Raw genomic sequence first — 25949 nt, forward strand, 5'->3', positions numbered from 1 at the left:
AGCTGAGGCTCGTTTTTTATTTTGGGGTAATTTTAGAGAGGTCGGCTGAAATTTTCTTGCGCTGAAAATACATGTCTTTGCGATGGCGGAAATTTCTCCAAAAAGTACTTCTATTTGAATGGCGGCCATTATTAACACTAGCAATGTCACTAATAAAAGACAGATCTTCATCAATAGGGTAGGGCTTAATTCCAGTAATATTTAATGAAACTTCACTATGAAATTGTATATCAACATCGACAGGCCTAAAGAAGGGTTTTCTATTTAATAGCTTTTTGGCCCCATCTAGACTAAGAGCATATCCATTACAACAGTTCGGAACTTTTAAGTAGTTACCTAAGATATATTTATCGCTAAGTTTTACTTCATCAATAAATGAATTTTCGCAGTTATCTGACAACTTAACTAAATCCCATCCTATTAATTTACCGATTTGTTCAATCACATCGACGAGATGTGGTTCAATTTTAATATCATCTTCTAGCACGATGCAAAAAGGGATGTTTTCATCACGCATTTTTTCCCAAATACGCATATGACTAATGTAGCAACCAATTTCACCTGGTGTCATATTTCTATGATGGCGTTTTAAGTTTAGCTCTGCACTGTACCAAGAGGCGACTTCTTGCTCTGAGAGAGCTTTACCGACAGTGGCTTCGAAGCGAGTGCCTTCTAAACCAATGGCTTGCAATCGAGATGATGTGGTATGCCATCTTTCGATGCTACTAGCCATGTTGATGATAAAAATAGGAGGCTGCATAATTGACTTTCTTATTTATTATTGTGTTTAGATAATAGCAATGTGGCTTCATCTATGTAAGGTGTTTTAGGTTGAATTAAAGCTAGGCTAATTTGAACAATTTGCTGTGCTGAAATATCTGTTACGAGCAGGTTTTCGTTGAGTTTTAGGCTGTGCTCAGCCGTTGCTGCAACAACATTAGGTGTTTTAGGTACGACTAAAGACCATGGACTCGTGCCTTGCCCAACAATGGCAACACATGGCGTTTGCACTGCAGCAGCCATATGCATCGGACCTGAATCTATGCTAATGAGTAAATCGAACGAAGCAATATGGTCGACTAGTTCAGTTAATGAAGTCTTCCCCGTTAAATCTGCGCAGGCCACATTTAAATTGCTTGCGTATTCGAGTAGCTTTAGATTATCAACTTTTTCCGATTTATCACCAATTAGAATTAAATTAGGCAAGTACTTCTCATTCAGTAAAGCAATCACTTGTTTTGCTAGTTCGAATGGGTAGTGGCGTGCGCCTTTATTTTTTCCACCAAAGTACAAACCAATACTTGGCTTGCCGTTATTAGCGGTGGTTTTTTCAATCTCTCGGTAAGTTAATTTGGGAATATCAAACTGCTCAAAACAGTCATCATGTGTGTCGTTAATTAAACGGCAATACCTGAGCAAGTAATGATGATTCACATTTAAACTTAATGAATGGCTAAGTAAGGGTTTTCGGCCATTTTGTGCATAGCCAATAACGGTTTTGATACCTGCAAGTTTAGCTAGTAGCGCTTCAGAGAAAGACCCTCTAAACAACACGGCCATTGAAAACTGATGTTGTTTTAACTTTTTTGCTAGTGCAAACACTGAAAGCTTAGTTTCGTTATAACGTTCATCTGCAATCACTTTGATATTATAAAACTCATCACGTGCTAAAAGCTCAACCATATAGGGCCTAGCTAATAGGTAAATCTCATTATCAGGGTAAAGTTTTCTGAGTAGTTCGATAGCAGATAGAGTATTGATTGCATCGCCAATAAACTTTGGTAGTACGGCTAAAATAGGGCCTGAAATAGCTTCTTTTTTAATAGCTTTAACCATGGCGATTATATTGTACTTGTGAAAATTGCCGTCTAGTATAGCCTGATTGATAGGTGCTTTGGGAGTGTATGGATGAAAAACATCAAGTCCTGCGAATGGTTACAAGAAAACCTTGAACACGTTCATGTTTTTGATGCGGGTATAGTGAATGCCGGTGAAAAGGGAGAATATAGCCCTCAAGCGATTATTCAAAGCGCAAAACGGTTTGATATCAAAGGTGCGCTTTGTGAACCCGATGCAGTGCTTTCTAGCACTATGTGTGGTGCGCAGCAGTTTCAGGCTGAAATGCGCCAACTGGGCGTGAATAACGCTGATACTGTGATTGTTTATGACGACAAAGGCCTATTCAGTGCCGCACGCGCTTGGTGGATGTTTAAAAGCATGGGTTTTGACGAGGTATACGTATTAGATGGGGGCTTAGTGCGTTGGCTTGAATTGGGTTTGCCTACTCAGGTTGAGTACAGCCAAGCTAAAATCATAGGTGATTTTGTTGCTCACCCAAGAGCAGGTTACTTCATTGATAAGCAAGCAGTTCTCAATGCCATAGACGATCCTAATACCTTATTGCTTGATGCGCGCAGCTATAAGCGTTTTACAGGCGAGGAGCCTGAGCCAAGAGCGGGTATGATATCCGGGCATATTCCAAACAGCAAAAGTGTGCACTATGCGAGTGTGCTCAATAGCAACAAATGTCTAAAACCGATTTCTGAATTACATGCAAGATTGAAAACTTTGGGCGTAGAAGGCAAGTCATTGCAATTTAGCTGCGGCTCCGGCATAACTGCCTGTATTTTAGCTATGATCGCAGATGAATGTGGTTATCAAGATTTAGCCGTGTACGACGGCTCATGGTCAGAGTGGGGCAATGCCGAAAACAATCTAACCATAGAGACTGGTGAAGTATAAGTTACTACTTAACCAGAGTTCCGGTTACTTAAAAGGGCAATGGCGGCAGCCGTTGCCACAGCATTTACCCCGTCTTAAATGTGCCCATCGGCTCATCACGAGCAAGCCATTTTCCATATCATAATCAATGCCTTCAATAAAATTAGTGTCGTTTTGGTAAGGTCTTGCGAGCGCAAGCTGATCCTTTATAGGCTTGTTTTTCATATCTTCGATGTAAGTTCTAATATTTTTTATTAAACAAGCGCGGCACACGCAGCCAGATGACTCGGAAATAGGTAGAATATTTGGCAGTGTCATACACCAGCAATCAGTATTGGCACTACATTTTAGAGTTTGCTGGCATTGCGAGCAGTTCATGAAGACATTCGAATAAGAGAAATTTGCGTGAATAATAACATGACTCATCTAGAGGCCGTTAAAGCCATCGTACACTTTAGTGAAAAGCGTTCAGAGGCGTTTTCAGTCTTACTCTCTGCCTCCCAATCAGAGGTGGTTTATTGTGTTAGCAATCAAGATGTTTTAGCTGTGTTAGATAAAGTACTGAGTAAGCAGTTAGATATGGATGAATTAGAAATGTGGGCACAGTTACTCGATATGCGAGAAGATATAGATACACAACAAGTGGAAGGCGTATTGTATGCCTTGAGTAATCCTGAGCAGATGGGGCAGATTACAATGGAAAAAATTCAGCAATTAAGCAACTTGTTGGAAGCTAAAAGCTAAAAGCAGGAAACTGGAAGCTAGTTAAAAAGTAAAAAGCAGCCTAAGCTGCTTTTTTAATACGTAAAACTTGAAGCCTACTTATTTGTGATAAGCCAAACACGCTTCAACTTCGTTCTTAGAACCAAGAATTACCGCAACGCGCTGGTGGATGTCATTTGGTTGAATATCCATAATTCGTTCTTCACCAGTGTGCGCTAAACCGCCCGCTTGTTCTACTAGCATCGCCATTGGGTTTGCTTCGTACATTAAACGAAGTTTGTATGGTTTTTCTGGGTTTTTGGTGTCAGCAGGGTAAGTGAATAAACCACCACGACATAGTACACGGTGAACGTCACCGACCATGGCTGCAATCCAGCGCATGTTAAAGTTCTTGCCGCGAGGGCCAGTATCGCCAGCTAACAAATCTTGAATGTAGTTTTTCATTGCCGGCTGCCAGTGACGCTGGTTAGAAGCGTTAATTGCGAACTCTTTGGTATCTTCTGGAATTTTCGCAAAGTCTTCAGTTAATAAGAAGCTGCCATGCGTCTTATCAAGAGTGAAAATACGTGTGCCTTTACCTGTAGAAAGCGCAAGCGTTGTTGATGGACCATATAGTACATAACCTGCTGCAACTTGTTGGTGACCTGGCTGCATGAAGATGGCAGGATCCGCAGGATCTGAATCTTTAGGCGCTTCCATGATTGAGAAAATCGTACCAACCAGTGAGTTGATATCAGTGTTTGAAGAACCATCAAGTGGGTCGAACGCGACGATAAAATCAGCGTCAGGGTTACCCGCCACCGTGTAGTCTTCTTCTTCAGATGCAATCGCTTTTACATAGCCAGACTCTAATAAGATGTCTTTTAAAAGCTGGTTAGACAGTACATCAAGCTTCTTCTGAGTTTCACCTTGGATGTTTTCGTCTAATGTTGAACCTAAAACACCGGAAAGTGCGCCTTGGCCAACACGGAATGAAATTTCTTTACAAGCCGCAAGGATAGTGCGGATCAATGAAACTAACTCTCTAGAACAACCGTCTTCAATTAACACCGGAGGAAGTCTACGCATAGTAAATAGTCCTGATAACGTTATGGTCGCAGCCAAGTATAGTGTGAGAGAGGACTGCGTGCCGCGCTGAATTTTGTCTTAAATAGCTGTTAAACAGATTGGATAAATTATACTGTTACAATGACAACCACTTAAAACCTCTAATAACAAAGATAAGATTATGCGAAAAATTGGATTTTTACCTGTCATATTCTCAGCTTTGCTGGGCACTATGATAACCCAAGCGCACGCCGCAATTAAGTCTATTGATGAGTTTACTGAAAAGTTTAATCATTTTCCGGGTCATTACTCCTTCTATGCCGACACGCAAAGCGGCAAAATTTACCTTGATGTCGATAAATTCAAGCAACCCTTCTTGCTGCAATTTAGCTTGCCGTACGGGGTGGGTTCGAATGATATCGGCTTAGATAGAGGCCAACTAGGGGGTACGCATATCGCGCAATTTGAACGCTTTGGCGATAAAATCATGCTTCGCGCCTTAAATACTTACTATCGTGCGAGCTCAAGCAACGCTGCTGAAAAGCAGAGTATCAACGAAGCCTTTGCCTCTAGTATTCTGCAAGGCTTTAAAGTTGTTGCCGAAGACAGCGACAGTGTTTTGATTGATTACACACCTTATCTGTTATCAGATGTGCATGGTGTGAGCCGTACACTAGCAAATCGTAAGCAAGGTAGTTTTAGCTTAGATGGCTCGCGTAGTGCGGTATTCATGCCACGCTCAAAAGCATTTGTAGATAACACGGAGCTTGAAGCCGTCTTAACGTTTAAGGGCAGCAAGCCGGGTGAATATGTTCGTCAAGTCAGTGCAGACCCATATGCAGTGACAGTTCACCAGCATCACTCATTAATTAAATTACCTGATGATGAGTATCAGCCTCGCCAATTCCATGCGCAATCTGGGTATTGGAGTATTGAGCATAAGGACTACTCGGCTCCGCTGAGCGAGTCTATGCTAGTGCGTTATATTCCTCGTCATCGTTTAGCGAAAAAAGATCCAACGGCAGCGCAAAGTGAAGCGGTTGAGCCGATTGTGTATTACCTTGATCCAGGTGTCCCTGAGCCAGTTAGAACGGCTTTATTAGATGGTGCACGTTGGTGGGAGCAAGCGTTTGAAGCAGCCGGCTATAGCAATGGCTTCCAAGTGAAAATTTTACCTGAGCATGCCGATCCTATGGATGTGCGCTACAACGTCATCCAGTGGGTGCACAGAGCTACACGCGGTTGGTCGTATGGCTCATCAATTATTGATCCGCGAACGGGTGAGATCATCAAAGGTCATGTCACATTAGGCTCATTACGAGTGCGCCAAGATATCCTAATTGCAGAAGCGTTAGCGGCACCCTTCGTGAAAGGTGATGAAGTAAACGCACATTTACAGAATATGGCCCTTGATCGTATTCGTCAGCTAAGTGCTCACGAAATTGGTCATACGCTGGGTATTGCGCATAACTTCTCGGCGTCTATTAAAAACAGAGCGTCTGTGATGGATTATCCGCACCCGTTGGTTGGTTTTGATGCACAAGGTCAGCTAGATATTTCTAAAGGCTATGCTAAAGGTATGGGCGATTGGGATATTCAAGCGGTGAAATATGGTTACAGTGATTTCAGCGGTAAAGACGAAGCGACTGAGCTTGCCAATATCATCACTGAAAACCACAACAAGGGGTTAGAGTTTATTTCTGACCCAGATGCACGCCCGCAAGGCGGCGGTCATCCAACCGCGCATTTATGGGATAACGGTGAAAACCCAGCCGCAGAATTACTGCGTGTACTCGATATTCGTCAGCAAGCGTTGAATACATTTGGTATTAATAACATTAAAACGGGTGTTGCACTGTCTCAGTTAGAAGAGAAACTCGTACCCCTGTTTTTATTCCATCGCTACCAGGTTGAGTCGGCTGTGAAGCTTATCGCAGGTATTGATTACGATTATGAAGTACGCAGCGACCGCGCTGTTAAAGGCGCGAAAATTGTAGATAAAGCGACACAGCAGCAAGCACTATCGGCGATGCTGAAAACCCTTGAAGCAGAGCAGTTGATGATCCCAGAGAGCATCTTAGCGTTGATCCCCCCTAAAGCGTATGGTGAGCGTAAAACTCGTGAAAGTGTCTATGGCCGCACAGGCTTAGCCCTTGATGCTATGGCGTTACCGGAAGTGGCAGCAAACCATAGCTTAAAGCTGCTATTAAATGATGAGCGCTTAAATCGTTTATCGCAGCATGCTGCGCGAGATAGTAAAAACTTTGGCTTGAGCGACCTAATGAATACGTTATACAGCAAGGTATTTGAAGCAGATAGCACAGCAGGTATGGCACAAAAACTAACTCAACGCGTGCAATTTTTAACAGTAGCACGATTAGCTGAGCTCGCTAGTTCAAATAAAGTTGAGCCAGAAGTGCAAGCACAGTTACGTTTTCAGTTAATGCGCGTAGCAAAACAGTTTGATCAAAGATCGCTATTTAGCAATGTCAGTGAAGACACCGCATTCAGGCATGATCTTGCACGTCAAGTGAAAGCGTTTTTAGAATCAGGAAAGTGGCCAGAAGGCTTTACAGCATTAAAAATGCCGCCAGGTTCACCTATTTAATTTTTAATTTAAAGAGCGCAAATAAGCGCTCTTTTTTTATGTTTAATTTCCTTTTAATTATCATTTTGCTTACTTGAGAAATATTCAATTAAATTCTTGCTAGCTTGTCCCCTTTTTGGTAGTTTCTTTTTTGACCTTTAGGTCACACTCAATAAGGAAAGTCACTATGAAATTGAAGTTAAACAAAAAGAAAGTAAAAAACTTAAGTTTAGATAACGCTCAAGTTGCTTTAGAAGCAACTCCACAAATTGCTGGTGGTGTACCTGTGTTTGCAAAAACTGAGGTTTGCCATACAAACCCTTGTATTACAATCACTACTTTGCCACCAAGCTACAGAAACGACTGTTTATCTTAATAAGTCAAAGAACAATACTTGATTCATCCATTGGTTCTGAGGGACTGAAAGTAAATCATCCACAGGCACCAAACTCATTCATTTAAGGAAAATAAAATGAAACTTAAACTAAATAAAAAAAGCGTAAAAAACCTGTCAAAAGACAACAAAGCACTACCAGTCAATGCAACACCAGCGGTAGCAGGTGGTGTTAATACCCTACGATGCATCACTGACACTGGCTCAATCGCGTGTGATAGACCAACAACTTATACAATGAGTATCGAAATCTGTGAAACAATTACAATAGCAGATAGATAATCAGATTGAATAAAGCCACCTTCGGTGGCTTTTTTAGTTTTAGAAACATAATTTATGAATTAGCTTTGTGATCTTTTCTTGTGAAGGTTTTATCTTCTCCATTGCTAAAAACTCGTCAGGCTGGTGGGCTTGTTCGATAGAGCCCGGACCCATAACAATCGTTTCGCAGCCGAGTTGTTGCAAAAATGGTGCTTCAGTACAGTAGTTCACCGCAATGGCTAGCTCCCCAGAAACTGCTTCAGCTAGTTTTACTAATGCGCTGTCGGTTGTACCAGTAAAGGCCGGAATAGGATCGTGTAAGTCGATAACCGCGACACTATTTGGGTATTCATCATTAATAGGTTTAACCGCTTCTAGCAATAATAATTGCAGCTCTTGAATGCTTAGGCCTGGTAATGGACGAATGTCTAAGTGTAGTTCACAGCAGCCACAGATACGATTGGCATTATCTCCTCCATGAATATGCCCTAGGTTTAACGTTGGGTAGGGTATTGCAAAATGCTCAATTGAATATTTATTCTTTAAAGTATCTTTTAGTTGCAACAGCTTTGCAATAATTTTATGCATCACTTCAATGGCATTTAAACCGCGTGCAGGATCAGAGCTATGACCCGATTTACCGGTAACACGGATGGCGGTACTCATATGCCCTTTATGGGTGAATACAGGCACCATGTCCGTTGGCTCTCCAATGACACAAAACTCAGGTTTTAAGTTTTGATGTTTTGCCACTTCTTGTGCGCCCGCCATGGTGGTCTCTTCATCTGCGGTGGCGAGGATTATAATGGGTTTAGCTTGTTTCGCATCTTGTGTATCAAGTTGCTTAATGGCTTCAATCACAAATGCAAAAAAGCCTTTCATATCAATTGAACCTAGACCATAGAGTTTGTTATCGACTTCGCTGAGTTTAAATGGATCGTAACGCCAGCGACTTTCGTCAAATGGTACCGTGTCGGTGTGGCCAGCTAGCATAAGGCCGCCTTCACCTTCGCCACGTTTTGCCAGTAAATTAAATTTACCCGGTGCACTTTCGAGCTCGGTTATTTCAACCTGAAAACCTAAATTTTCACACCAGTTTGCAAGCAAGGTAATGGTTGAGCGATTACTCATGTTGAGCTGTGGGTCGAGTGCGCTGATCGAAGGCTCGGCGATAAGCTGCTGGTACATATTAATAAAAGCGGGAGTGGTCATATTAGTCCAAAATATTTATTCAAAATGTTTGCATAATAATTTATATGTGTTTAGTATGAATATCAATTCACTTTTTGAGCATAAATATATTTAGAGGCTAAGATGCGACGATATACATTCAACACTTTTTAAATAATGCCCAGAGGGCACGAAACGGAACCAAATTTTTAGAGACTTTTTTACTATGTTGAATGTAACCATTATTGGCGCTAGCGGCTATAGCGGCGCTGAATTAGCCAGTTTAATTGCCAAACATCCCAACTTCTCCCTTGCTGGATGTTTTGTGTCAGAGCAAAGTTTAGACAAAGGAAAATTACTGAGTGACTTGTATCCAGAACATGCCTCTTTGCTCGACACGCTTCTTTTACCTCTTAATGAACAAGCCTTTGTTGATATCGAAGCAAATGCAGACTTTGTGTGCCTGTGTACAGATCACAAAGTGAGTGTAGAACTTGCACCTAAGTTTTTAGCTATGGGTAAAAAGGTATTTGATTTATCAGGCGGCTTTAGACTTAAAAATCCTCAAGACTACGACAGCTTTTATGGCTTTACGCACCAATCACCCACTTGGCTTGCACAAGCTGAATATGGTTTAGCAGAGTGGAATGCAAAGGGCATTTCACAGGCACAACTCGTTGCTGTTGCTGGTTGTTATCCAACGGCTGCATTAAATGGTTTAAAACCACTTAAACAAGCTAATTTACTTGCTGACGATACCATTATTGTTAACGCAGTATCGGGTGTCACCGGCGCGGGTCGTAAAGCCAATATTGGCACCCAGTTTTGCGAAGTGTCTCTCGCACCTTATGGGTTATTCAATCACAGGCATACGCCTGAAATTTCACAGTATCTTGGTCATGCAGTGTTATTCACCCCGCACTTAGGCAACTTTGCTCGCGGTATTCTTGAAACCATTTATGTGAAGCTGAAGCCGGGTGTGAGTGAGCACCAAGTTAACGAAGCATTCCAAGTGCTCGCCGACGAACCGCTAATTCGTTTAAAAGGCAACAAGCAAATGCCGTCAATTAAAGGTGTGGCCAAACAGCCGTATGTTGATATTGGCTGGCAAGTACAAGGTGAGCAACTGATTGTGGTGGTTGCCATTGATAACCTGTTAAAAGGGGCAGCTGGTCAAGCGCTACAGTGTATGAATATCGCAGCATTGTTACCTGCTGAACTTGGCTTAAAAGGAGTGTCATGAAGATGCAAACATGGGTCATTAAAGTCGGTGGCGCGGTGTTAAACACGGAAGATGCAGCGATGGGACTATTTTCTGCAATTGCTGAGCTAACAAAAGTACAAATCGACAAGCAGTTTGTTGTGGTACATGGCGGCGGCGCGTTAGTTGATAAGTGGTTGTCGGATGCGGGTTTTGCAACGGCTAAGCATCAAGGTCTTCGTATCAGTCCAAAAGAACAGATGCCATATATTGTGGGCGCATTGGCAGGTACTGCAAACAAACAACTGAGTGGTCAAGCGATTAAAGCGGGTTTAAAGCCTGTGGGTACTTGTTTATATGAAGCGGGTTTAATTGCTTCGCAAAAACTCAAAGCATTGGGGCAAGTGGGCGAGTGCCAGCAAGTTGAAGTAAGTATTTTACCTACGCTCTTAGAGCTGGGTAGAACACCTATGGTGAGTTCAATTGGCATTGGCGCTGATGGTCAACTTTATAACGTTAATGCCGATGAAGCGGCGGCGGCGATTGCTGAGCAACTAGATGCTGAACTGATTTATATGACAGATGTAGAGGCGGTGCTTGATGCAAACAAGCAACCTTTACATCAATTATCTGAACAACACATTGCTACTCTTATCGAAGAAGGAGTCATTGTTGGCGGCATGGAGGTCAAAGTGAAGACCAGCCTGCACGCTGCACAACACTTACGACGCGGGGTGTATATATCGAGCTGGCAGAAGCCAGAAAATCTTATTGCCTTAGTTCAAGGCATTCATGTCGGTACCAAAATTACACCTTAGGAAATAGCAATGACATCTCATTTTTTAACTGGATTAGAACTAGATAAAGCACAAGCGCTAAAACTATTGTCGCTTGCTCAAACCATTAAGCAGCAGCCAAAAGAGTTTAACCAAGCGCTTGCTGGTCAATCTATCGTTACTTTGTTTGAAAAGCCGAGTTTACGTACTCGTGTATCTTTCGACATTGGTATTAATCGTCTGGGTGGTCATGCGGTTTATCTTGATCAACAAAACGGTGCGATGGGCGGCCGTGAGTCGGTGAAAGATTTTGCCCTCAATATTGCCACTTGGGCTGATGGCATCGTCGCGCGTGTTAATGCGCATAGTTCATTACAAACATTGGCTGAGTATTCGAGTGTCCCTGTGGTGAATAGCTTATGTGACCTGTACCACCCATGTCAGGCATTGGCTGACTTTTTAACACTGCAAGAAGTGTATGGCGATGTCAGTAAAATCAAACTGGTGTATTTAGGTGAAGGTAATAACGTCACTCACTCTCTGATGTTATTAGCTGCAACGCTAGGTACTGACTTTGTGGCAATTAGCCCTAAAGGTGCTTCACCAGATGCACAGATTTTAAAACAAGCAGAACAATTGGCATTAGAGTCAGGTGCGTCAATCACAGTCAGCGATGACATAGAAGCAGCAACGGGAGCTGATGCTTTGTATGCAGATACCTGGGTTTCAATGGGTGACACGACACCACTTGAGCAAGTTAAAGCTAAATATATGCCGTATCAAATTAATCAGCAGTTGGTAGAACAATCAGGCGCAAGCACGATTCTACATTGCCAACCTGCTCACCGTGAATATGAGATCACCTCAGAGGTGATGGACGGTGCAAATTCAAAAATTATTCAACAAGCTGAAAACCGCATGCATGCCCAAAATGCACTGCTGGTGTCACTGTTAAATCCAAATTATGTGTAAGGGTAAAGTAATGAGCGAAATCAAAAAGGTTGTATTGGCATATTCTGGTGGTCTTGATACATCTGCAATTGTGCCTTGGCTAAAAGAAAACTATGGCTGTGAAGTTGTCGCTTTTGTTGCCGATGTAGGTCAAGGTGAAGAAGAGCTAGTGGGTGTTGAAGAAAAAGCCTTAGCATCGGGCGCTTCTGAGTGTTACATCGTCGATCTAAAAGAAGAAATGGTCAGTGACTACATTTACCCAACACTGAAAACAGGCGCAATCTACGAAGGCACTTACTTACTAGGTACGTCTATGGCGCGTCCTATTATTGCTAAAGCGCAGGTAGAAATTGCTCGTAAAGTAGGGGCGGATGCGCTATCTCATGGTTGTACAGGTAAAGGTAACGACCAAGTGCGTTTTGAATCTTGTTTCTCTGCACTGGCACCAGATCTAAAAGTGATCGCGCCTTGGCGTGAGTGGGAGCTATCAAGCCGTGAGTCATTACTCGATTACTTGGCTGAACGTAATATTCCATGTGCAGCATCTGCGACAAAGATTTATAGCCGCGACGCCAATGCTTGGCATATTTCGCATGAAGGTGGGGAACTAGAAGATCCTTGGAACCAGCCTAGCGATCAAGTTTGGACTTGGACCACTGCACCAGAGCAAGCACCAGACAAACCAGAGTTTGTTGCTGTCTCAGTAGAGAAGGGTCAGATTGTTGCGGTTAACGGCGAGCGTTATAGCCCATATAAGTGTTTAGTCGAGTTAAATAAACTGGCTGCACCGCATGGTGTGGGTCGTGTTGATATTGTTGAAAACCGCCTAGTGGGCATGAAGTCTCGTGGTTGTTATGAAACCCCAGGTGGCACAGTGATGATGGCTGCGCTGCAAGCGATTGATGAATTGGTGTTAGATAAAGCAAGCCGCAAGTGGAAAGAAACCCTGTCATCTGAGTTTGCACATTTAGTGTATGACGGTCGTTGGTTCACGCCGTTAAAAGATTCAGTGCTAGCTGGTGCTGAAGCGCTAAGTGAAGTTGCGACAGGTGAAGTGATCTTAAAAATGTATAAAGGCCAAGTGGCTGCAGTACAAAAGCAATCAGTTAATAGCTTATACAGTGAAGATTTTGCCACATTTGGTGAAGACGATGTGTACGACCAGTCGCATGCTGAAGGGTTTATTCGCCTGTTCTCGTTGTCGAGCAGAATTGCTGCATTAAACGCAAAGGCTAAATAAGAGTTAAGTTCGGAGATTTCAGCATGGCACTATGGGGCGGCCGTTTTTCATCAGGACCTGATGAGGCTTTTAAACAATTTAATGATTCTCTGCCGTTTGATTATCAAATGGCAGAGCAAGACATTATCGGCTCAATCGCTTGGGCCGGTGCACTTCAACAAGTAAAGGTGTTAAGTGCGCAAGAGCATACAGAGCTGGTTGCAGCTTTGAATGAACTATTAAGCGAAGTACAACAAGATTTATCAGCTGTAGCGAGCGCTGGGTATGAGGACATCCATTCGTATGTTGAAGCTAAGCTGATAGACAAAGTAGGCGATTTGGCGAAAAAACTACACACGGGCCGCAGTCGCAACGATCAGGTTGCGACTGATTTTCGTCTTTGGAGTCGAAGTACAGCCGAACAAATAGTTGAAGCCATTCAAGCTTTAAAAGCAGAGTTCGTCGCCCTTGCCGAACGTGAGCTGGGCACAATTCTACCTGGCTATACACATTTACAGCGTGCACAGCCGGTACTATTCAGCCATTGGTGCATGGCCTATGTTGAAATGTTAGAGCGGGATGAGTCTCGTTTAAACGATGCTATTACCAGATTAAATGTCAGTCCACTGGGCAGTGGTGCGTTAGCAGGCACAGCTTACCCGATTGATAGAGAAGCTTTGGCTCACAATCTTGGCTTTAGACATGCCAGCCGCAACAGCTTAGATGCAGTGTCAGATAGAGATTTTGTGGTTGAGCTTTTAAGTTGCGCAAGTATTTCTATGATGCATTTATCACGCTTCGCAGAAGATTTGATTTTCTACAACTCAGGTGAAGCTGGTTTTATTGAGTTGGCCGATAATGTGACTTCGGGTTCGTCGTTAATGCCACAAAAGAAAAACCCAGATGCTTTAGAGTTGATCCGTGGTAAAACCGGCCGTGTCTTTGGGGCATTCAGCGCCATGATGATGACACTAAAAGCATTACCGCTTGCATATAATAAAGATATGCAAGAAGACAAAGAAGGTTTGTTTGATGCTATGCCAACTTGGCTTGCCTGTATCCATATGGCGCAAGCCTGTATTAAAGGCATCAAAGTAAATGGTGAAGCAACGTTAAAGGCAGCAAAAGGCGGTCATGCCAACGCCACTGAGCTTGCTGATTATTTAGTTGCTAAAGGTATTCCCTTTAGAGAGGGGCACCATATTGTTGGGCAGCTTGTTCAGCATGCGATTGGTAAAGGCCAGAATCTAGAAGATCTATCACTTGATGAATTTCAAACAGTTTGCCCGGTAATTGCAGAAGATGTTTACCCTGTACTGGAGATAGGTGCCTGTATTGCCGCACGGCAAGCCCTCGGGGGCACATCCTTGCCTCAGGTTGAACAAGCCATCAAATATGCTAAACAACAAGCACAATCTAAGAAGAGATAAAGGTTATATTAAGTGGTTTGTTGGGGCCATTTCTGGCGTGTTAAGCCAACAATTTTTGAATTGAGCCACTGCTTACTTACTTGATGAAGGCTACAACTCATTAATGAAGCACCATTTTGATATTAAATTGGTGCTTTTTTGTTTTTTGTGAACATAAAACCAACATTCAATCAAGATAAGTGTAATGCGGTGTAATATTGGATCGATCATTGCTAAATAACTTTTAACAATAATTAAACGTCACTTTTGTGACTCTCTGTTTCACAGCGTAAATAAGGAAACATTATGTTAAAGGTAATTAAAACTTTAGTATCAAAACAACGTTCAGCTCAAAGCACTAGCCAAATCAATTCTCTTTCTGGTAAGGTAATTAAATCTGAAAAGTTTTTAGAGCAAATTACTGGTGCTCGCGGTGGTGGTTCTGTGAACCCAAATACAGGCGAGAAAAAAGAACCGTAATCTCTTTTGGTGGATATATTTTTAGTTTACAAAGCTTAGGGCTGCATTTTGATACAATAATTGTTTTAGGCATGGTGTTAGCTTTTTTGCTTAATGCTTTTTTTTATTTATCAAATATAAGTAAGAATATATCCCTTTTATTAACTTCTTTTGTGATGGCTGCATCATACTTTACCAGCAATCACTACATTGACTTATCTTCAACTTATTATATGTACCTTTCTTGGATTGCATATGATGTTGTTACAATTGCATTGATCTTCCTGTTAAGTTTTCTTGTTAAACAAAAGCTCGGTGTTGCAGCTAAATATACAATTATTGGCTTAACACTTAATGCAATCCTCTGCTTGTTAATTCATATAGATTTAAGGGTATTAGACAATAGAGAACCTTGGTGGTTTTGGTATTTTTATACGTTAGCGATTAACACAATAGATGTGATTATGGTTGCATCTTTGATACTTGACCGAGATTTCTTGTGCGTAAAGTTTTTCAAAAACAGAGTTAAGAAATATTTCTCAAAACGACAAAAAACGATTTCGGCTTAGTTTTTTATCGTGAAAATGCAGTAAACAATCTTCTTTTTTCCTTAAGCTCTTCTGCCAATGTTGTCCACAATAAATGCATTCATTGTGTTGTAAGACTTGTGTCTATGAGTAATACCGTTTACTTTGTCACTCTGTTTAGATGAACTAAGTATTTCTTTAAGACTTTTTATACAGCTTAATTACTTCAGGTTATGTATTACTGTGGTTACCCTTTTTTCCTCTGCTACCTTTTCCAGCTTTCTAGCCAATTTTATAATTTGGTGCTTCTTAATGGCGACCTTATTAAATTTTGTGAGAAGGTCAGGCTGGCAGTTTCAACATATTGATAAGGCTAAATTAAAAGAGCCATTTCAGTTATCAGCTATTATGTTCTTATCTTATTTTATTGGTAGTGTGATTGATTACTTTGTAAATTTGAAAGAACTAATCTCTTATCTTTACCCTAATACTTACTTCCTTTTACTTGATATTTTAACTGTATTATTTATTTGTAGATATGTCAGTACGAGTTCAGAGCAAGGTAATATCTGTAAAACTTATTTGCTTGTAGGCTTGTTGTGTAATTCGCTACTTTTTCTAGCTATTCAAATAGAAGTTTTTTTGGTCTTTGAAGGGTTAAAATCTTACCAGCCATGGTGGCTTTGGTATGTTTTTGCGGTAGGGGTTAATGCGTTTGATGCCATGATGGTTTTAGTCCTTATATTGCATAAAGATTTTCTTAAACTCTATTATTTAATCAATAAAATTCTAATACGCTAAGAGTAACGGTTTGTTATGAATAACTACAGTATTATGTACTTTGGCTCATTGATGAACTGGGACTTAATTACTAACTTTTTAAGTATGCACTTGGTAAGTTGGTTACTATTTTTAGTCATGCTGGCCAATTATGTTAGAACATCTAATATACATGCAAGCTTCAGTGTCAGAGCTGAACGCAAAGAAGTGCTTAGCCTATCTATTGTTATGTGTTTCTCTTATGCTTTGATGATACCGATCGAGTTTTTAGTTGGCTTGTTTGAAATCTCTTCACGCTATTTCCCATATACGTTTTTTCTTTTTTTAGATATTTTAACCATTCTGTTGATATGTTTTTTGATTAAGTTGCAAAGTAACAAAGCATTACTATGCAAACGCTATATTGTCTTTTGTTTATTGTGTAACTCTATTTTATTTCTTTCATTACAAATAGATTTACTGCTGATGTATAACAATTTTAAACCTTTCAAAGCTTGGTGGTTTTGGGATGTATTTACGATAGGCATAAACTTTTTTGATGCAGTGATGATTTTAGTTCTGCTAATCCATAAAGATCTATTGATGCTAAATAGGCTTCTTTTGCACCGAAAGAAAAGTAAGGCTGTGTTATGAAATTAGGTGCTCTACGTGACTGATATTCAATATATATTTGGTGAGCTTTTACATCTAAATCCTATCGCTCGATTCTTATTTGGGCATATAGCAACGTTTCTTTTCTTTATGGTACTCTTGATAAACTTTGGACGAACATCGGTTAATAACATCAACCGTTTAAACAAAGAGCAAACTTATGAGCCTCTAACACTCTCTCTTGTTATGTTTATCTCCTACTCTATATTGCTACCTGTAGAGTACTCCTACTGGTTTTCTGAGCTTAGGTCAGTTTATTTACCTAATTCGCTTTATTTAGCTTTAGATTTGCTGACGATTGTATTTATTCACCGCTTTTTCAAACCAAAGAGTGAAACCGGCAAACTTTGTTGTTTGTATCTACTTGTAGCTTTAAGTGTAAACTCATTGCTTTTTTTGCTGTTGCAAATGGATTTTTTACTTACTTATCATAGACTCAAAGAAGAAGGATATTGGTGGTTTTGGACTGTATTTAGCTATGGAATAAATGGGTCAGACCTCATCATGGTCTTAGTTTTTGTTTTACAAAAAGACTTCTTAGGTTGGTATAAACTGAGCAAAAAAGTTAAGGGCGCTTATTCGCGCCCTTAATTAAAATTGAATTTCCCAGCTTGCTGAGACTGCTGTGTGAGTCTCAGAGTCCTTGGGTAGTTTATCTTTCCAAACACTGAACCCCAGTTTTCCTAAGCCTTTTAATACGCCTTGCTGATAGCCTACTTCGAGTAAGCTTCTATCTAAATCTAAAGAGTCAAAATTTAACTGCTTTAATTTAGCATATCCGCCGAAACCAGCCAGACGGTAATAATCAATACCTAGAGTGACGCTTTTAGCTTGCGGTCCCATGGCCGCACCCAGCCATTGCTCGCGTTGCATGTAATCAGCCCCTTTATTTGATGTTGCAAAGTTACATTGGAAACTGGCTTGCTCGGCTTGGCAATTCAACTCTGTATCACTTAATTCAATAAAGCCTTTTGCTCGATAGGTTATATCAGCAAGGTGGCCCTCAATACCAAGGGTATAGTTGCTATTACTGGGTAATAATCCAGCGTCATTTTCACCGGCTATCTCAGCATAGACAGCAAAAGGTAAACCTTGAAAAGTGTTCGAGTATTTCGCATCTAAACTTGTTAGGCGTTGTTTGCTTCTAAGCTCGGAATTTTGTGGATCTTTTTTATAAATAAAGTCACTTGATGTTGAGCTAAACGCAATCTCTAATCCAGATAATGGCATGCTAGATAAGCGAACGCCCCAAAAGTCACCTTCTTTCTTTGTGGCTAATGTTGGCTTTTGCTTAGCCGCGATAGCAGTGACTTGCCAAGGGCCGATAAATGATAAAAATGATGGGCCTTGGTAGTCGGTATTGGCTCTACTTAGTCTAAACGCTTTCATAGGAGCCGCGTGATTACTAAGCAGTAAAGCTTGCTCATTACCTGGGCCCCACCAATAGTTCAGTTGCTCGATACTGGCAGACCAGTTATCTAGCAATATCGCGACATGACTACCATAATGATTGATGTACTTTCCATCGATGGCATCATCCGTATAGTTTACTTGCACTTTGGCGCTAACGTCATCACTGATTATCTGACCAAACGTTTTAATACCAGACTTTGCGCCTTTGCGCTCGCCAAACCCTTCACTTAATTCAGGGTCTTGGTTGTAGAAGGCGCGAATGCTTGAGCGGCGTTTTTGTTTCGCATTAGATAAAGCATGCTTGATATGCGCAATCGCGAATTTTGCCGACTCAGGTACTTCATTCATATCAACAGCAGCCAAATCTTGCACTATACCTCGCCATAATAACGGGTATTGATTGACTGGTCGTTGAATTAGGTTGTGACTGACAAGTAAGTCGATAGAGTGCTTAAGCTGCGCTTGATCAGCTTCTATCCATGGGCTAGAAATAGCCGAGAAGCTACTTAGACCGACTGCTAGGGCTAATACTTTTAATTTCATCCGTGTAATTTTTCCAATAAGGCCTTGGCAACAATAGGATCGACAAACTCGGTTACATCTCCATGATGTAAAGCCACTTCTTTAACGAGTGTTGAGGAGATGAATGAGTTTCTTTCTGAAGGCGTTAAAAATACGCTTTCAAGATCAGGGTTAAGTCGGCGGTTCATATTCGCTAACTGGAACTCATAATCAAAATCCGAGACTGCGCGAATGCCGCGAATTAATACCTGGGCATTTTGCTGCTTAGCTAAATCGACTAATAGTCCAGAAAAACCGATGACTTTAACGTTTTTGTATTCACTCAGCACCTGCTCAGCGAGTGCAACGCGCTCATCTAAGTTAAAGCAAGGCTTTTTACTCGGATTATTGGCAATGGCGAGTAGTACGACATCAAACATTTTAGCGGCACGCTTAATTAAATCTGCGTGACCATTGGTGAGTGGGTCAAATGTGCCTGGATATAGCGCGGTAACTTTCATAACAATTTAGTCAGAATAAAATTTCTGTAATGTTATCAAGCTTTGCAGTAAATATCACTGGTCTGCTTAGCAACTTGTTGCTTATAACTAAGCCGTTTTAATGGTATTTTCAGTATGGATATAATTTTTATGGAACTGTTTTCTTTTTGGGTAATGTCACATAATTTATGTCTTATGACAGAATCAAATAAGTAATTAAAGCAGAATTTAGTTATTATATTCACCATTATTAGCGTGTCTGAGAGCAGGATATGAATACCAAGGAAAAAATTATTCGTACCAGTATTGCCTTATTTAACCTACATGGAGAGCGAGCGATCACTACCAATCATATCGCTTCAAACTTAGGTATAAGTCCCGGCAATTTGTATTATCACTTTAAAAATAAAGAAGACATTATCCGTAATATCTTCACTCTGTATCGAGAGCATTTAAGTACCCACTTTAAACCACTCGACACATCTCATGAGCCACTAGAACAATTAACACAATATTTAGATTCATTGTTTGAACTAATGTGGCGTTATCATTTCTTCTATGACAACTTAACTGACATTCTTGCGAAAGACAGTGAGTTAAAAAGGCAATACATAGAGTTTCAAGCCGATTTATTTAATCAAGTGCGCTCTGTTGTGATCGGATTACGCAGTGCTGGCGTAATAGAAATCACAGATGAAGATGCATCTGAGTTTGCACATATGCTAAAAATGACGGTGAGCTTCTGGACACCTTACGTAAAAGCGCGTCGTATGACTGGGGTGTTAGAGCAACAAGATATCTATAACGGCATTGTCAAAGTGTTGGTCTTAGTTAAACCGTACTGCACAGATTTGAGTTTTAAGAAAATCAGTGATCTGCAAATGCAGTATCAGCAATTGGCTGATGAGGCATTACCTAGCATAGCCTAATCAACCAATATTGTTTATTTCCTCATCGCATAGAAATTTGTTATAATCGCGCGCCCGACTGACGCGGCGCGCATTCGCCCACCTAAAGAGTGTTTCTATGCTTAAATTTATCGTAAAACTGCACCCTGAAATCGCGATCAAGAGTAAATCTGTTCGTAAACGCTTTACTAAATTACTTGAGAAAAACATCAAGATGATTTTAATTCGTCGTGATGAGAAAGTTCGCGTAAAAAATAACTGGGATAACATTGCAGTTGAAACGGATATCAGCGACGCACAAACCCGTGAATGGTTTATTGATAACCTAAAACGAGTACCTGGTATTGTGCAATTTATTGAAGTACAAGAAACACCTTTTGAAACCATTGACGATATCTACCAGCGTACTTTAGAGCTTGCGAGTCATACCATTGAAGGTAAAACTTTCTGTGTTCGCGTAAAGCGTAATGGTAACCATGACTTTACTTCAAGCGATGTAGAGCGTTATGTAGGTGGTGGCCTTAATCAAAATGTTGAAGGCGCAAAAGTTAAGCTGAGCAAGCCTGATGTAACAGTTAAAATCGAAATCAAAAAAGACTTAGCTTATATTGTTACCCACACTCACTACGGTATTGGTGGTTTCCCTCTGCCGACGCAAGAAGATGTTCTTTCTCTTATCTCAGGCGGTTTTGACTCGGGTGTAGCTACCTATCAGATGATGCGTAAAGGTGCGCGTACTCACTTCTTATTCTTTAATCTTGGTGGTGCTGCCCACGAAATCGGCGTGAAACAAGTGAGTCATTATCTTTGGAAGCAATTTAGCTCTACTCACAAGGTTAAGTTTATTACGGTAGACTTTGAACCTGTGGTAGCCGAGATTTTAGAAAATGTAGAAAACGGTCAAATGGGTGTCGTACTTAAGCGTATGATGATGCGTGCAGGCGCTGCGGTAGCTGAAAAAGTAAATGCTCACGCGTTAATTACAGGTGAAAGTGTTGGTCAGGTATCAAGTCAAACACTGGCTAACTTAAGTGTGATCGACCGTGTAACTGAAACACTTATCTTACGCCCGCTTATTCAGCACGATAAAGCTGACATTATCAAGATTGCACGTGAGATTGGTACAGTAGAAATGGCAGAATCTATGCCTGAATACTGTGGTGTTATTTCACAAAAGCCGACTGTTAAAGCGAAAATGTCAAAGATCTTGGAAGAAGAAGCTAAATTCGACTTTGATGTTTTAGATACTGTGATCAAAAACGCGACTGTAAAAGACATTCGCGAAATCGAAGAAGAAGCGAAAGAAGAAGTTAAAGAGGCTGAAACTGTTAGTGAGCTTCCTGAAAATGCAGTGGTACTTGATATTCGTTCGCCAGAAGAAGAGGACGCAAATCCACTTGAGCTTGATGGGGTAGAAGTAGAGCATATTCCATTCTTTAGATTAGCGACTAAATTTGGCGACCTTCCTCAAGATAAAGAATATTACTTATATTGTGCCCGTGGGGTAATGAGCCAGCTACAAGCACTTATTTTGCATGAAAACGGCTACATGAATGTAAAAGTGTACCGCCCATAATAAGTACTAACTAAAAAGCCGAGTTTAACTCGGCTTTTTGCTATCAGCTTGTTTGTTCTAAACGATTGATTTGTTCAAGCATGGTTCGGTTATAAGGCGCATCCAGCCCGAGTTTTTCTGCTTCACTGACGATATAGCCACAGATAGCGTCAATTTCTGTTTTTCTACCCAATTTAATATCTTGTGCCATTGATGAATTATTGCTGCGAGTTTGTCGCATAACGGTATACGCACTGTTGAGCGCTCGAGCTAATGCGATATCAACACCTAATTTATCGGCAATAAAACAGGCTTCATTTAATAAGTTCATCACTTGTGTGGCGTAATTCGGTTTGAGTAATTGCCCATTTTGAACTTGATGCAAAGCGGTGAGTGGATTAATGGCAATATTTACCATCAGCTTTTGCCAGCGCAGCAATGTGATGTCGTTATGAATGGCGCTGGCGGAAATACTTTCAGCAAATACTGCTTCATAAAAAGTATCAATGTTATTTTCAGCTTCGGTATTACAAGCACCTAAATAGGTAGCACCAATACCTGTTTGAACCACTGTTTTGCTCGACGCTTTAAGTGCTCCGCGTGAGGTACTCATAAAGTATAGGCTTTGAGCCTTACTGAGTTGCGACGTGATCTCTGCCAAATCGGTAATACCATTGTGACTGATAATTACCTTTGCTTCTGGCGTTAGAAGAGGCTGAATGACATTGAACGCATCAACGAGTTGGTACGCTTTAACGCAGATAAAGCAAATTGAGATGGGATCTTGTGAGGTTAAACTTGTGATATCAACTATGTTGGCAGTGATTGGAGTGACGGTTTCGTCTTCTTGATAATAAAAAGTGTCGTTTTGTTTATTTCGAGTCAGTAGTGTAATTTCATGATACTGACTTAAATGAAACGCGAAACTTAAGCCAACAGCACCAGCACCTAAAACATGAATATTAGCCATGCTTACGAACTCGCCATTCTCGCCATGCGAAATAACTTAAATAGTAGCTGGCAGCACCTGCTACATCAGCAACAAAATCACCAACAGAAGCTTGCCTATGAGGCAGGGTATCTTGCATGTATTCAATGCCAATTCCGTAAGCGGTTAGTAAACAAAGCTGAAGCCAGATAGGAATGCGAATGGCGTGATGCATAATAAAGGCAAGCACAAAAAAAATACCAAAATGTGCAATTTTATCAGCATGCTCAAATCGAATGCCTGAATGCTGGATCTCTTTAGCAAATAAAACAGTACAAATACTTAAAGTGAGTAGTAATAAAATTTGGTAAATACGCCGAGTCACAAAACTTCCTATATCTCTATGTAGGCAAAGTAGAGCCAGTATATCACCGAAAAATGGATGGTGGGTGAATATACGAAAGTGCTCTGTAAATAGATGTTATCAGGCGAGATAAATTTATTCACCGAGTCGGTTTTTGCTTGTTATAATCAGGCCATAATATGATTAGGAGATAGATAATGCCATCATTTGACATTGTGTCTGAAATTGAAATGACAGAAGCGAAGAACGCGGTAGATAATGCGAACCGTGAACTTGAAACCCGTTATGACTTCCGTGGTGTTGATGCATCAATTGAGTTAGTAAACGAAACGATCAACCTGAAAGCTGAAGCTGAGCAGCAAGTGATGCAGTTGTTCGATATCATTGCAGCGAAAGCGTCAAAGCGTGGCTTAGATGTTTCAAGCCTTGAGCTTAAAGATATTGAGCGCTCTGGTAAGTATGTGTCACGTAAAGTTGCCCTAAAGCAGGGGATTGATAAAGACATGGCGAAGAAAATCGTTAAACTTATCAAAGACTCAAAAATCAAAGTGCAAGCTTCTATTCAAGGTGAAGAAGTGCGCGTAACAGGTAAAAAACGCGACGATTTACAAGAAGTAATGCAGTTGATCCGTACTGGTGAACTTGGTCAGCCTTTCCAGTTTAAAAACTTCCGCGATTAATTCAATAATTCAAAATTAAAGGGCGCTCATGCCCTTTAGATTTCTAGACGTCCATTGCCTTTTTTATAATATTTGTGCACAATAGCGTCTCTTTTCAAGGTGCTCGATTTGTGGTGGGTAACACCAAAATACCTTTGAATTAAATCGAGATAATCGGGAAGTTGGTGAATATACTCAGGAAAGTATGTAGTCCAACACTGCCCCCGCAACGGTGATGCAGATATCTGCTCTGATAAATGCAAAGTCCGGAGACCGGCCTTGAGCTAATTTACTTGTTGTTACTTGTGCGGTGGGCGCAAGTTTGGAATTATTATGCTTAAAAAATCTTTGCTTGGTGCTGCCGTTGCTGCTGCACTGTCTTTTTCTGTGTCTGCTGAGCAGGCTCAACCTATCGAACGTATCACGGTTACCGCGAATAAATTCTCTCAATCTATTGATAGCGCACTTGCGACAGTGAGTGTTATTGATAGAGCTCAAATTGAGCAATCAAATGTCAGAGATCTTCCGTCTCTATTAAATACATTATCAGGTGTCGATATTGTTCGTAATGGTGGCTACGGGCAAAAAGTGAGTGTGTTTGTACGTGGTGCAGCCACCAAACATACACTTGTATTAGTAGATGGTGTGCGTATCAGCGATGCGAACTCTGGCGATGTGTCTTTTACTAACATTCCTGTAAATAGTATTGAGCGTATTGAGGTAGTTAAAGGCGCTCGCGCTGCAATTTATGGCTCTGATGCCATTGCTGGTGTGATCAACATTATTACGCGTGAAGCTCAACAGCATCAAGTAAACGTGACAACGGGTGCGCATAACTATTTTAATCTACAAGGTACGACTAAATTTAGTCGTGATAACTTAGATGTGAGCGTTAACTTTGGTTTTGAGCGCACTGATGGTTATGACGTAATTGCCAAAGATCCAGAAGCGATAATCGGAAAAGATCATGATCAGGATGGCTACCTAAATCGCAACTTAGGCGTTAATTTAAACTACGATGCTGATCAGTTTGGTGTATTTAACGTCATTGGCCAGTTCAGCAGCGGTCAAGCAGATTATGATAATGCTTGGGGCAACGATGCGTATAACTTCGAAAACTTTACGAGTAAGTTAGGCTGGGAAAAGAAAACAGCACAATTTACTCACACTGCTGCAATTAGTCTTTCGCAAGAAGAAAACACACAAACGGGCACTGATGCTGAAGATGTCTACAGTACAGAACGAACAGAATTAGAGTACCGAACTCTATATACTCTTAATGATGAGGTGCAATTAACAGCTGGTGCGAATCTGTTAGATGAAGATTTAAGTGGTTCTAGTGCTTCATTCTCTGAAACGTCTCGTGATAATCAAGCTGTTTTTGTCGGTGGCTTTTATGATGACGGCAAGTTTTTAGCAAGCTTAGTTACGCGTTCTGACGACTACGATTTTCATGGTCGAGCAAACACCTATAGTAGTGCTTTTGGTATCAAAGCGAATAAGTATGTGAGCATGCACTTCAACCACGGAACAGCATTTAGAGCGCCTTCTTTAACTAATGCTTTTGTGAAAGGCAGCCCTTGGTATCTACCAAACCTAAATATTAAACCAGAAGAAGCAACTAACAATGAGCTTGGTTTGAGTGTAACAACTGACTCTGTTCGTTATGAATTTGCGATTTTTAGTAATCAGATTGATAACTTAATCTCTAATCAATATGACGCAGATACAGGCAAATATATTCCTTACAATGTTGACAGTGCAACTATGAAAGGTGCTGAGCTGAGCTTAACGACTTCGACATATGGTTTTGATCACAACGTCAACTTAACCTTCTTAGATGCTAAAGATGATACGAAAGGTACAGATCTTCCTCGTCGCCCAAGTAAGTCATTTAACTACACAGTCTCAAAGTCATGGGAAAAGTTAGACGTTAATGCGAGTATGCAATATCGTTCTGATAGACCATCAATTTCTTTCTACAACACGACTTTACCATCTTATACTGTATTTAATTTAGCTGCTAACTATGCGTTATTTGATGCATTGGAGCTCAATGCTCGAGTTGAGAACTTAACTGACAAGTTTTACTTCACGGCGGGCTCAGGTTTTGCGAAAAGTGGAAAATTACTAGGTTATGTACCTTTAGGGCGTCAGTTATACGTAGGTGCAACTGTTCAGTTTTAACCTCTAACGGTACTTAAAAAATAAAAAGCCAGTCAATGACTGGCTTTTTTGATTACAA

At 40.8% G+C, this 25949-nt stretch carries 26 protein-coding genes, 1 pseudogene and 1 riboswitch; of the genes and pseudogenes, 18 read left to right on the forward strand and 9 right to left on the reverse strand.

The window, feature by feature from the left end; translation table 11 throughout:
- Positions 1-16 precede the first annotated feature (16 nt).
- Both AAEU28_RS18330 and AAEU28_RS18335 read right to left on the reverse strand, forming a co-directional pair.
- The gene (locus AAEU28_RS18330) at positions 17-760 is read right to left on the reverse strand and encodes a glycosyltransferase family 25 protein (protein ID WP_421965399.1); all 744 of its coding nucleotides are present in this window, start codon (positions 758-760) and stop codon (positions 17-19) included.
- 11 nt (positions 761-771) lie between these two features.
- Positions 772-1836, reverse strand: a complete 1065-nt coding sequence (locus AAEU28_RS18335) for a glycosyltransferase family 9 protein (protein WP_421965400.1) — start codon at positions 1834-1836, stop codon at positions 772-774.
- 72 nt (positions 1837-1908) lie between these two features.
- Here AAEU28_RS18335 and AAEU28_RS18340 point away from each other — a divergent pair, with 72 nt between their 5' ends.
- Complete coding sequence (locus AAEU28_RS18340; RefSeq protein ID WP_421965401.1) at positions 1909-2742, forward strand: sulfurtransferase; 834 nt, start codon at positions 1909-1911, stop codon at positions 2740-2742.
- 24 nt (positions 2743-2766) lie between these two features.
- Here AAEU28_RS18340 and AAEU28_RS18345 read toward each other — a convergent pair whose 3' ends face one another.
- Positions 2767-3147 (reverse strand): DUF5522 domain-containing protein, encoded by a 381-nt coding sequence (locus AAEU28_RS18345; protein ID WP_421965402.1) that lies wholly within the window; start codon positions 3145-3147, stop codon positions 2767-2769.
- On the opposite strand from AAEU28_RS18345, the gene AAEU28_RS18350 reads away from it, so the two are divergent.
- A complete protein-coding gene (locus tag AAEU28_RS18350) occupies positions 3127-3465 on the forward strand; it encodes a hypothetical protein (RefSeq protein WP_421965442.1) in 339 nt (112 codons plus the stop codon). The genes AAEU28_RS18345 and AAEU28_RS18350 overlap by 21 nt on opposite strands.
- 78 nt (positions 3466-3543) lie before the next feature.
- Here the strand turns inward: AAEU28_RS18350 and AAEU28_RS18355 are convergent, their stop codons facing one another.
- A complete protein-coding gene (locus tag AAEU28_RS18355) occupies positions 3544-4512 on the reverse strand; it encodes a class 1 fructose-bisphosphatase (protein ID WP_421965403.1) in 969 nt (322 codons plus the stop codon).
- Between the two features lie 160 nt (positions 4513-4672).
- Here AAEU28_RS18355 and AAEU28_RS18360 point away from each other — a divergent pair, with 160 nt between their 5' ends.
- From AAEU28_RS18360 to AAEU28_RS18370, 3 genes are all read left to right on the forward strand, one after another.
- Positions 4673-7099, forward strand: coding sequence for a zinc-dependent metalloprotease (locus AAEU28_RS18360; RefSeq protein ID WP_421965404.1), 2427 nt, complete (start codon positions 4673-4675; stop codon positions 7097-7099).
- A 166-nt stretch (positions 7100-7265) separates the two neighbouring features.
- Positions 7266-7454: a hypothetical protein gene (locus tag AAEU28_RS18365; protein ID WP_138478381.1), complete on the forward strand. Its 189-nt coding sequence runs from the start codon at positions 7266-7268 to the stop codon at positions 7452-7454.
- A gap of 96 nt (positions 7455-7550) precedes the next feature.
- On the forward strand, positions 7551-7754 hold the full coding sequence (locus tag AAEU28_RS18370; protein WP_421965405.1) for a hypothetical protein: 204 nt from the start codon (positions 7551-7553) through the stop codon (positions 7752-7754).
- Positions 7755-7793: 39 nt separating this feature from the next.
- On the opposite strand, the gene argE is transcribed toward AAEU28_RS18370, so the two are convergent.
- Positions 7794-8945 (reverse strand): acetylornithine deacetylase, encoded by a 1152-nt coding sequence (gene argE, locus AAEU28_RS18375; RefSeq protein WP_421965406.1) that lies wholly within the window; start codon positions 8943-8945, stop codon positions 7794-7796.
- Between the two features lie 187 nt (positions 8946-9132).
- On the opposite strand from argE, the gene argC reads away from it, so the two are divergent.
- The 9 genes and pseudogenes from argC (at position 9133) to AAEU28_RS18420 (ending at position 17467) form a co-directional block, all read left to right on the forward strand.
- On the forward strand, positions 9133-10146 hold the full coding sequence (argC, locus tag AAEU28_RS18380; protein WP_421965437.1) for an N-acetyl-gamma-glutamyl-phosphate reductase: 1014 nt from the start codon (positions 9133-9135) through the stop codon (positions 10144-10146).
- Positions 10143-10922 (forward strand): acetylglutamate kinase, encoded by a 780-nt coding sequence (gene argB / locus AAEU28_RS18385; protein WP_421965407.1) that lies wholly within the window; start codon positions 10143-10145, stop codon positions 10920-10922. The genes argC and argB overlap by 4 nt, the downstream gene beginning before the upstream one ends.
- Positions 10923-10931: 9 nt before the next feature.
- Entirely contained in the window at positions 10932-11852 is a 921-nt protein-coding gene (locus AAEU28_RS18390) for an ornithine carbamoyltransferase (protein ID WP_421965408.1), read from the forward strand.
- 10 nt (positions 11853-11862) lie between these two features.
- The gene (locus AAEU28_RS18395; protein ID WP_421965409.1) at positions 11863-13071 is read left to right on the forward strand and encodes an argininosuccinate synthase; all 1209 of its coding nucleotides are present in this window, start codon (positions 11863-11865) and stop codon (positions 13069-13071) included.
- Between the two features lie 23 nt (positions 13072-13094).
- Positions 13095-14465: pseudogene (gene argH, locus AAEU28_RS18400) on the forward strand (argininosuccinate lyase); the annotation flags it as partial.
- 300 nt (positions 14466-14765) lie between these two features.
- Entirely contained in the window at positions 14766-14939 is a 174-nt protein-coding gene (locus AAEU28_RS18405) for a hypothetical protein (protein ID WP_171040729.1), read from the forward strand.
- Between the two features lie 818 nt (positions 14940-15757).
- The gene (locus AAEU28_RS18410) at positions 15758-16246 is read left to right on the forward strand and encodes a hypothetical protein (protein ID WP_421965410.1); all 489 of its coding nucleotides are present in this window, start codon (positions 15758-15760) and stop codon (positions 16244-16246) included.
- Positions 16247-16261: 15 nt separating this feature from the next.
- On the forward strand, positions 16262-16858 hold the full coding sequence (locus AAEU28_RS18415) for a hypothetical protein (protein ID WP_421965411.1): 597 nt from the start codon (positions 16262-16264) through the stop codon (positions 16856-16858).
- Positions 16859-16873: 15 nt separating this feature from the next.
- On the forward strand, positions 16874-17467 hold the full coding sequence (locus tag AAEU28_RS18420) for a hypothetical protein (RefSeq protein ID WP_421965412.1): 594 nt from the start codon (positions 16874-16876) through the stop codon (positions 17465-17467).
- Here the strand turns inward: AAEU28_RS18420 and AAEU28_RS18425 are convergent, their stop codons facing one another.
- Together AAEU28_RS18425 and coaD are read right to left on the reverse strand one after the other, a co-directional pair.
- Complete coding sequence (locus AAEU28_RS18425; RefSeq protein WP_421965413.1) at positions 17468-18832, reverse strand: capsule assembly Wzi family protein; 1365 nt, start codon at positions 18830-18832, stop codon at positions 17468-17470.
- Positions 18829-19311, reverse strand: coding sequence for a pantetheine-phosphate adenylyltransferase (coaD, locus tag AAEU28_RS18430; RefSeq protein ID WP_138478405.1), 483 nt, complete (start codon positions 19309-19311; stop codon positions 18829-18831). The genes AAEU28_RS18425 and coaD overlap by 4 nt, the downstream gene beginning before the upstream one ends.
- A gap of 251 nt (positions 19312-19562) precedes the next feature.
- On the opposite strand from coaD, the gene AAEU28_RS18435 reads away from it, so the two are divergent.
- Entirely contained in the window at positions 19563-20219 is a 657-nt protein-coding gene (locus AAEU28_RS18435) for a TetR/AcrR family transcriptional regulator (protein WP_421965414.1), read from the forward strand.
- Positions 20220-20316: 97 nt separating this feature from the next.
- On the forward strand, positions 20317-21774 hold the full coding sequence (thiI, locus tag AAEU28_RS18440; protein ID WP_421965415.1) for a tRNA uracil 4-sulfurtransferase ThiI: 1458 nt from the start codon (positions 20317-20319) through the stop codon (positions 21772-21774).
- 43 nt (positions 21775-21817) lie between these two features.
- Here thiI and AAEU28_RS18445 read toward each other — a convergent pair whose 3' ends face one another.
- The gene (locus AAEU28_RS18445) at positions 21818-22723 is read right to left on the reverse strand and encodes a ketopantoate reductase family protein (protein ID WP_421965416.1); all 906 of its coding nucleotides are present in this window, start codon (positions 22721-22723) and stop codon (positions 21818-21820) included.
- Positions 22716-23066, reverse strand: a complete 351-nt coding sequence (locus tag AAEU28_RS18450) for a VanZ family protein (protein WP_349285043.1) — start codon at positions 23064-23066, stop codon at positions 22716-22718. Before AAEU28_RS18450 ends, AAEU28_RS18445 begins: the two co-directional genes overlap by 8 nt.
- Before the next feature lie 176 nt (positions 23067-23242).
- Between AAEU28_RS18450 and AAEU28_RS18455 the strand changes: the two genes are divergently transcribed.
- Both AAEU28_RS18455 and AAEU28_RS18460 read left to right on the forward strand, forming a co-directional pair.
- Complete coding sequence (locus tag AAEU28_RS18455; protein ID WP_058031068.1) at positions 23243-23725, forward strand: YajQ family cyclic di-GMP-binding protein; 483 nt, start codon at positions 23243-23245, stop codon at positions 23723-23725.
- Between the two features lie 80 nt (positions 23726-23805).
- A riboswitch (cobalamin riboswitch) is annotated at positions 23806-24000 on the forward strand.
- 37 nt (positions 24001-24037) lie between these two features.
- Positions 24038-25891, forward strand: coding sequence for a TonB-dependent receptor domain-containing protein (locus tag AAEU28_RS18460; RefSeq protein ID WP_421965417.1), 1854 nt, complete (start codon positions 24038-24040; stop codon positions 25889-25891).
- Positions 25892-25949 lie beyond the last annotated feature (58 nt).

The sequence above is a fragment of the Pseudoalteromonas sp. SS15 genome (assembly GCF_049257195.1).
Classification (GTDB): Bacteria; Pseudomonadota; Gammaproteobacteria; order Enterobacterales; family Alteromonadaceae; genus Pseudoalteromonas.

What these genes read in the sequence shown, in the direction of transcription:
- AAEU28_RS18390 (WP_421965408.1), top strand. Translation starts at nt 10,932, where the DNA reads ATGACATCTCATTTTTTAACTGGATTAGAACTAGATAAAGCACAAGCG.
- AAEU28_RS18460 (WP_421965417.1), top strand. Translation starts at nt 24,038, where the DNA reads ATGCTTAAAAAATCTTTGCTTGGTGCTGCCGTTGCTGCTGCACTGTCT.
- AAEU28_RS18340 (WP_421965401.1), top strand. Translation starts at nt 1,909, where the DNA reads ATGAAAAACATCAAGTCCTGCGAATGGTTACAAGAAAACCTTGAACAC.
- AAEU28_RS18335 (WP_421965400.1), bottom strand. Translation starts at nt 1,836, where the DNA reads ATGGTTAAAGCTATTAAAAAAGAAGCTATTTCAGGCCCTATTTTAGCC.
- AAEU28_RS18435 (WP_421965414.1), top strand. Translation starts at nt 19,563, where the DNA reads ATGAATACCAAGGAAAAAATTATTCGTACCAGTATTGCCTTATTTAAC.
- argE (WP_421965406.1), bottom strand. Translation starts at nt 8,945, where the DNA reads ATGACCACTCCCGCTTTTATTAATATGTACCAGCAGCTTATCGCCGAG.
- AAEU28_RS18330 (WP_421965399.1), bottom strand. Translation starts at nt 760, where the DNA reads ATGCAGCCTCCTATTTTTATCATCAACATGGCTAGTAGCATCGAAAGA.
- AAEU28_RS18445 (WP_421965416.1), bottom strand. Translation starts at nt 22,723, where the DNA reads ATGGCTAATATTCATGTTTTAGGTGCTGGTGCTGTTGGCTTAAGTTTC.
- AAEU28_RS18405 (WP_171040729.1), top strand. Translation starts at nt 14,766, where the DNA reads ATGTTAAAGGTAATTAAAACTTTAGTATCAAAACAACGTTCAGCTCAA.
- coaD (WP_138478405.1), bottom strand. Translation starts at nt 19,311, where the DNA reads ATGAAAGTTACCGCGCTATATCCAGGCACATTTGACCCACTCACCAAT.
- argB (WP_421965407.1), top strand. Translation starts at nt 10,143, where the DNA reads ATGAAGATGCAAACATGGGTCATTAAAGTCGGTGGCGCGGTGTTAAAC.
- AAEU28_RS18395 (WP_421965409.1), top strand. Translation starts at nt 11,863, where the DNA reads ATGAGCGAAATCAAAAAGGTTGTATTGGCATATTCTGGTGGTCTTGAT.
- AAEU28_RS18425 (WP_421965413.1), bottom strand. Translation starts at nt 18,832, where the DNA reads ATGAAATTAAAAGTATTAGCCCTAGCAGTCGGTCTAAGTAGCTTCTCG.
- AAEU28_RS18455 (WP_058031068.1), top strand. Translation starts at nt 23,243, where the DNA reads ATGCCATCATTTGACATTGTGTCTGAAATTGAAATGACAGAAGCGAAG.
- AAEU28_RS18365 (WP_138478381.1), top strand. Translation starts at nt 7,266, where the DNA reads ATGAAATTGAAGTTAAACAAAAAGAAAGTAAAAAACTTAAGTTTAGAT.
- thiI (WP_421965415.1), top strand. Translation starts at nt 20,317, where the DNA reads ATGCTTAAATTTATCGTAAAACTGCACCCTGAAATCGCGATCAAGAGT.
- AAEU28_RS18345 (WP_421965402.1), bottom strand. Translation starts at nt 3,147, where the DNA reads ATGAGTCATGTTATTATTCACGCAAATTTCTCTTATTCGAATGTCTTC.
- AAEU28_RS18370 (WP_421965405.1), top strand. Translation starts at nt 7,551, where the DNA reads ATGAAACTTAAACTAAATAAAAAAAGCGTAAAAAACCTGTCAAAAGAC.
- AAEU28_RS18360 (WP_421965404.1), top strand. Translation starts at nt 4,673, where the DNA reads ATGCGAAAAATTGGATTTTTACCTGTCATATTCTCAGCTTTGCTGGGC.
- AAEU28_RS18410 (WP_421965410.1), top strand. Translation starts at nt 15,758, where the DNA reads ATGGCGACCTTATTAAATTTTGTGAGAAGGTCAGGCTGGCAGTTTCAA.
- AAEU28_RS18415 (WP_421965411.1), top strand. Translation starts at nt 16,262, where the DNA reads ATGAATAACTACAGTATTATGTACTTTGGCTCATTGATGAACTGGGAC.
- AAEU28_RS18355 (WP_421965403.1), bottom strand. Translation starts at nt 4,512, where the DNA reads ATGCGTAGACTTCCTCCGGTGTTAATTGAAGACGGTTGTTCTAGAGAG.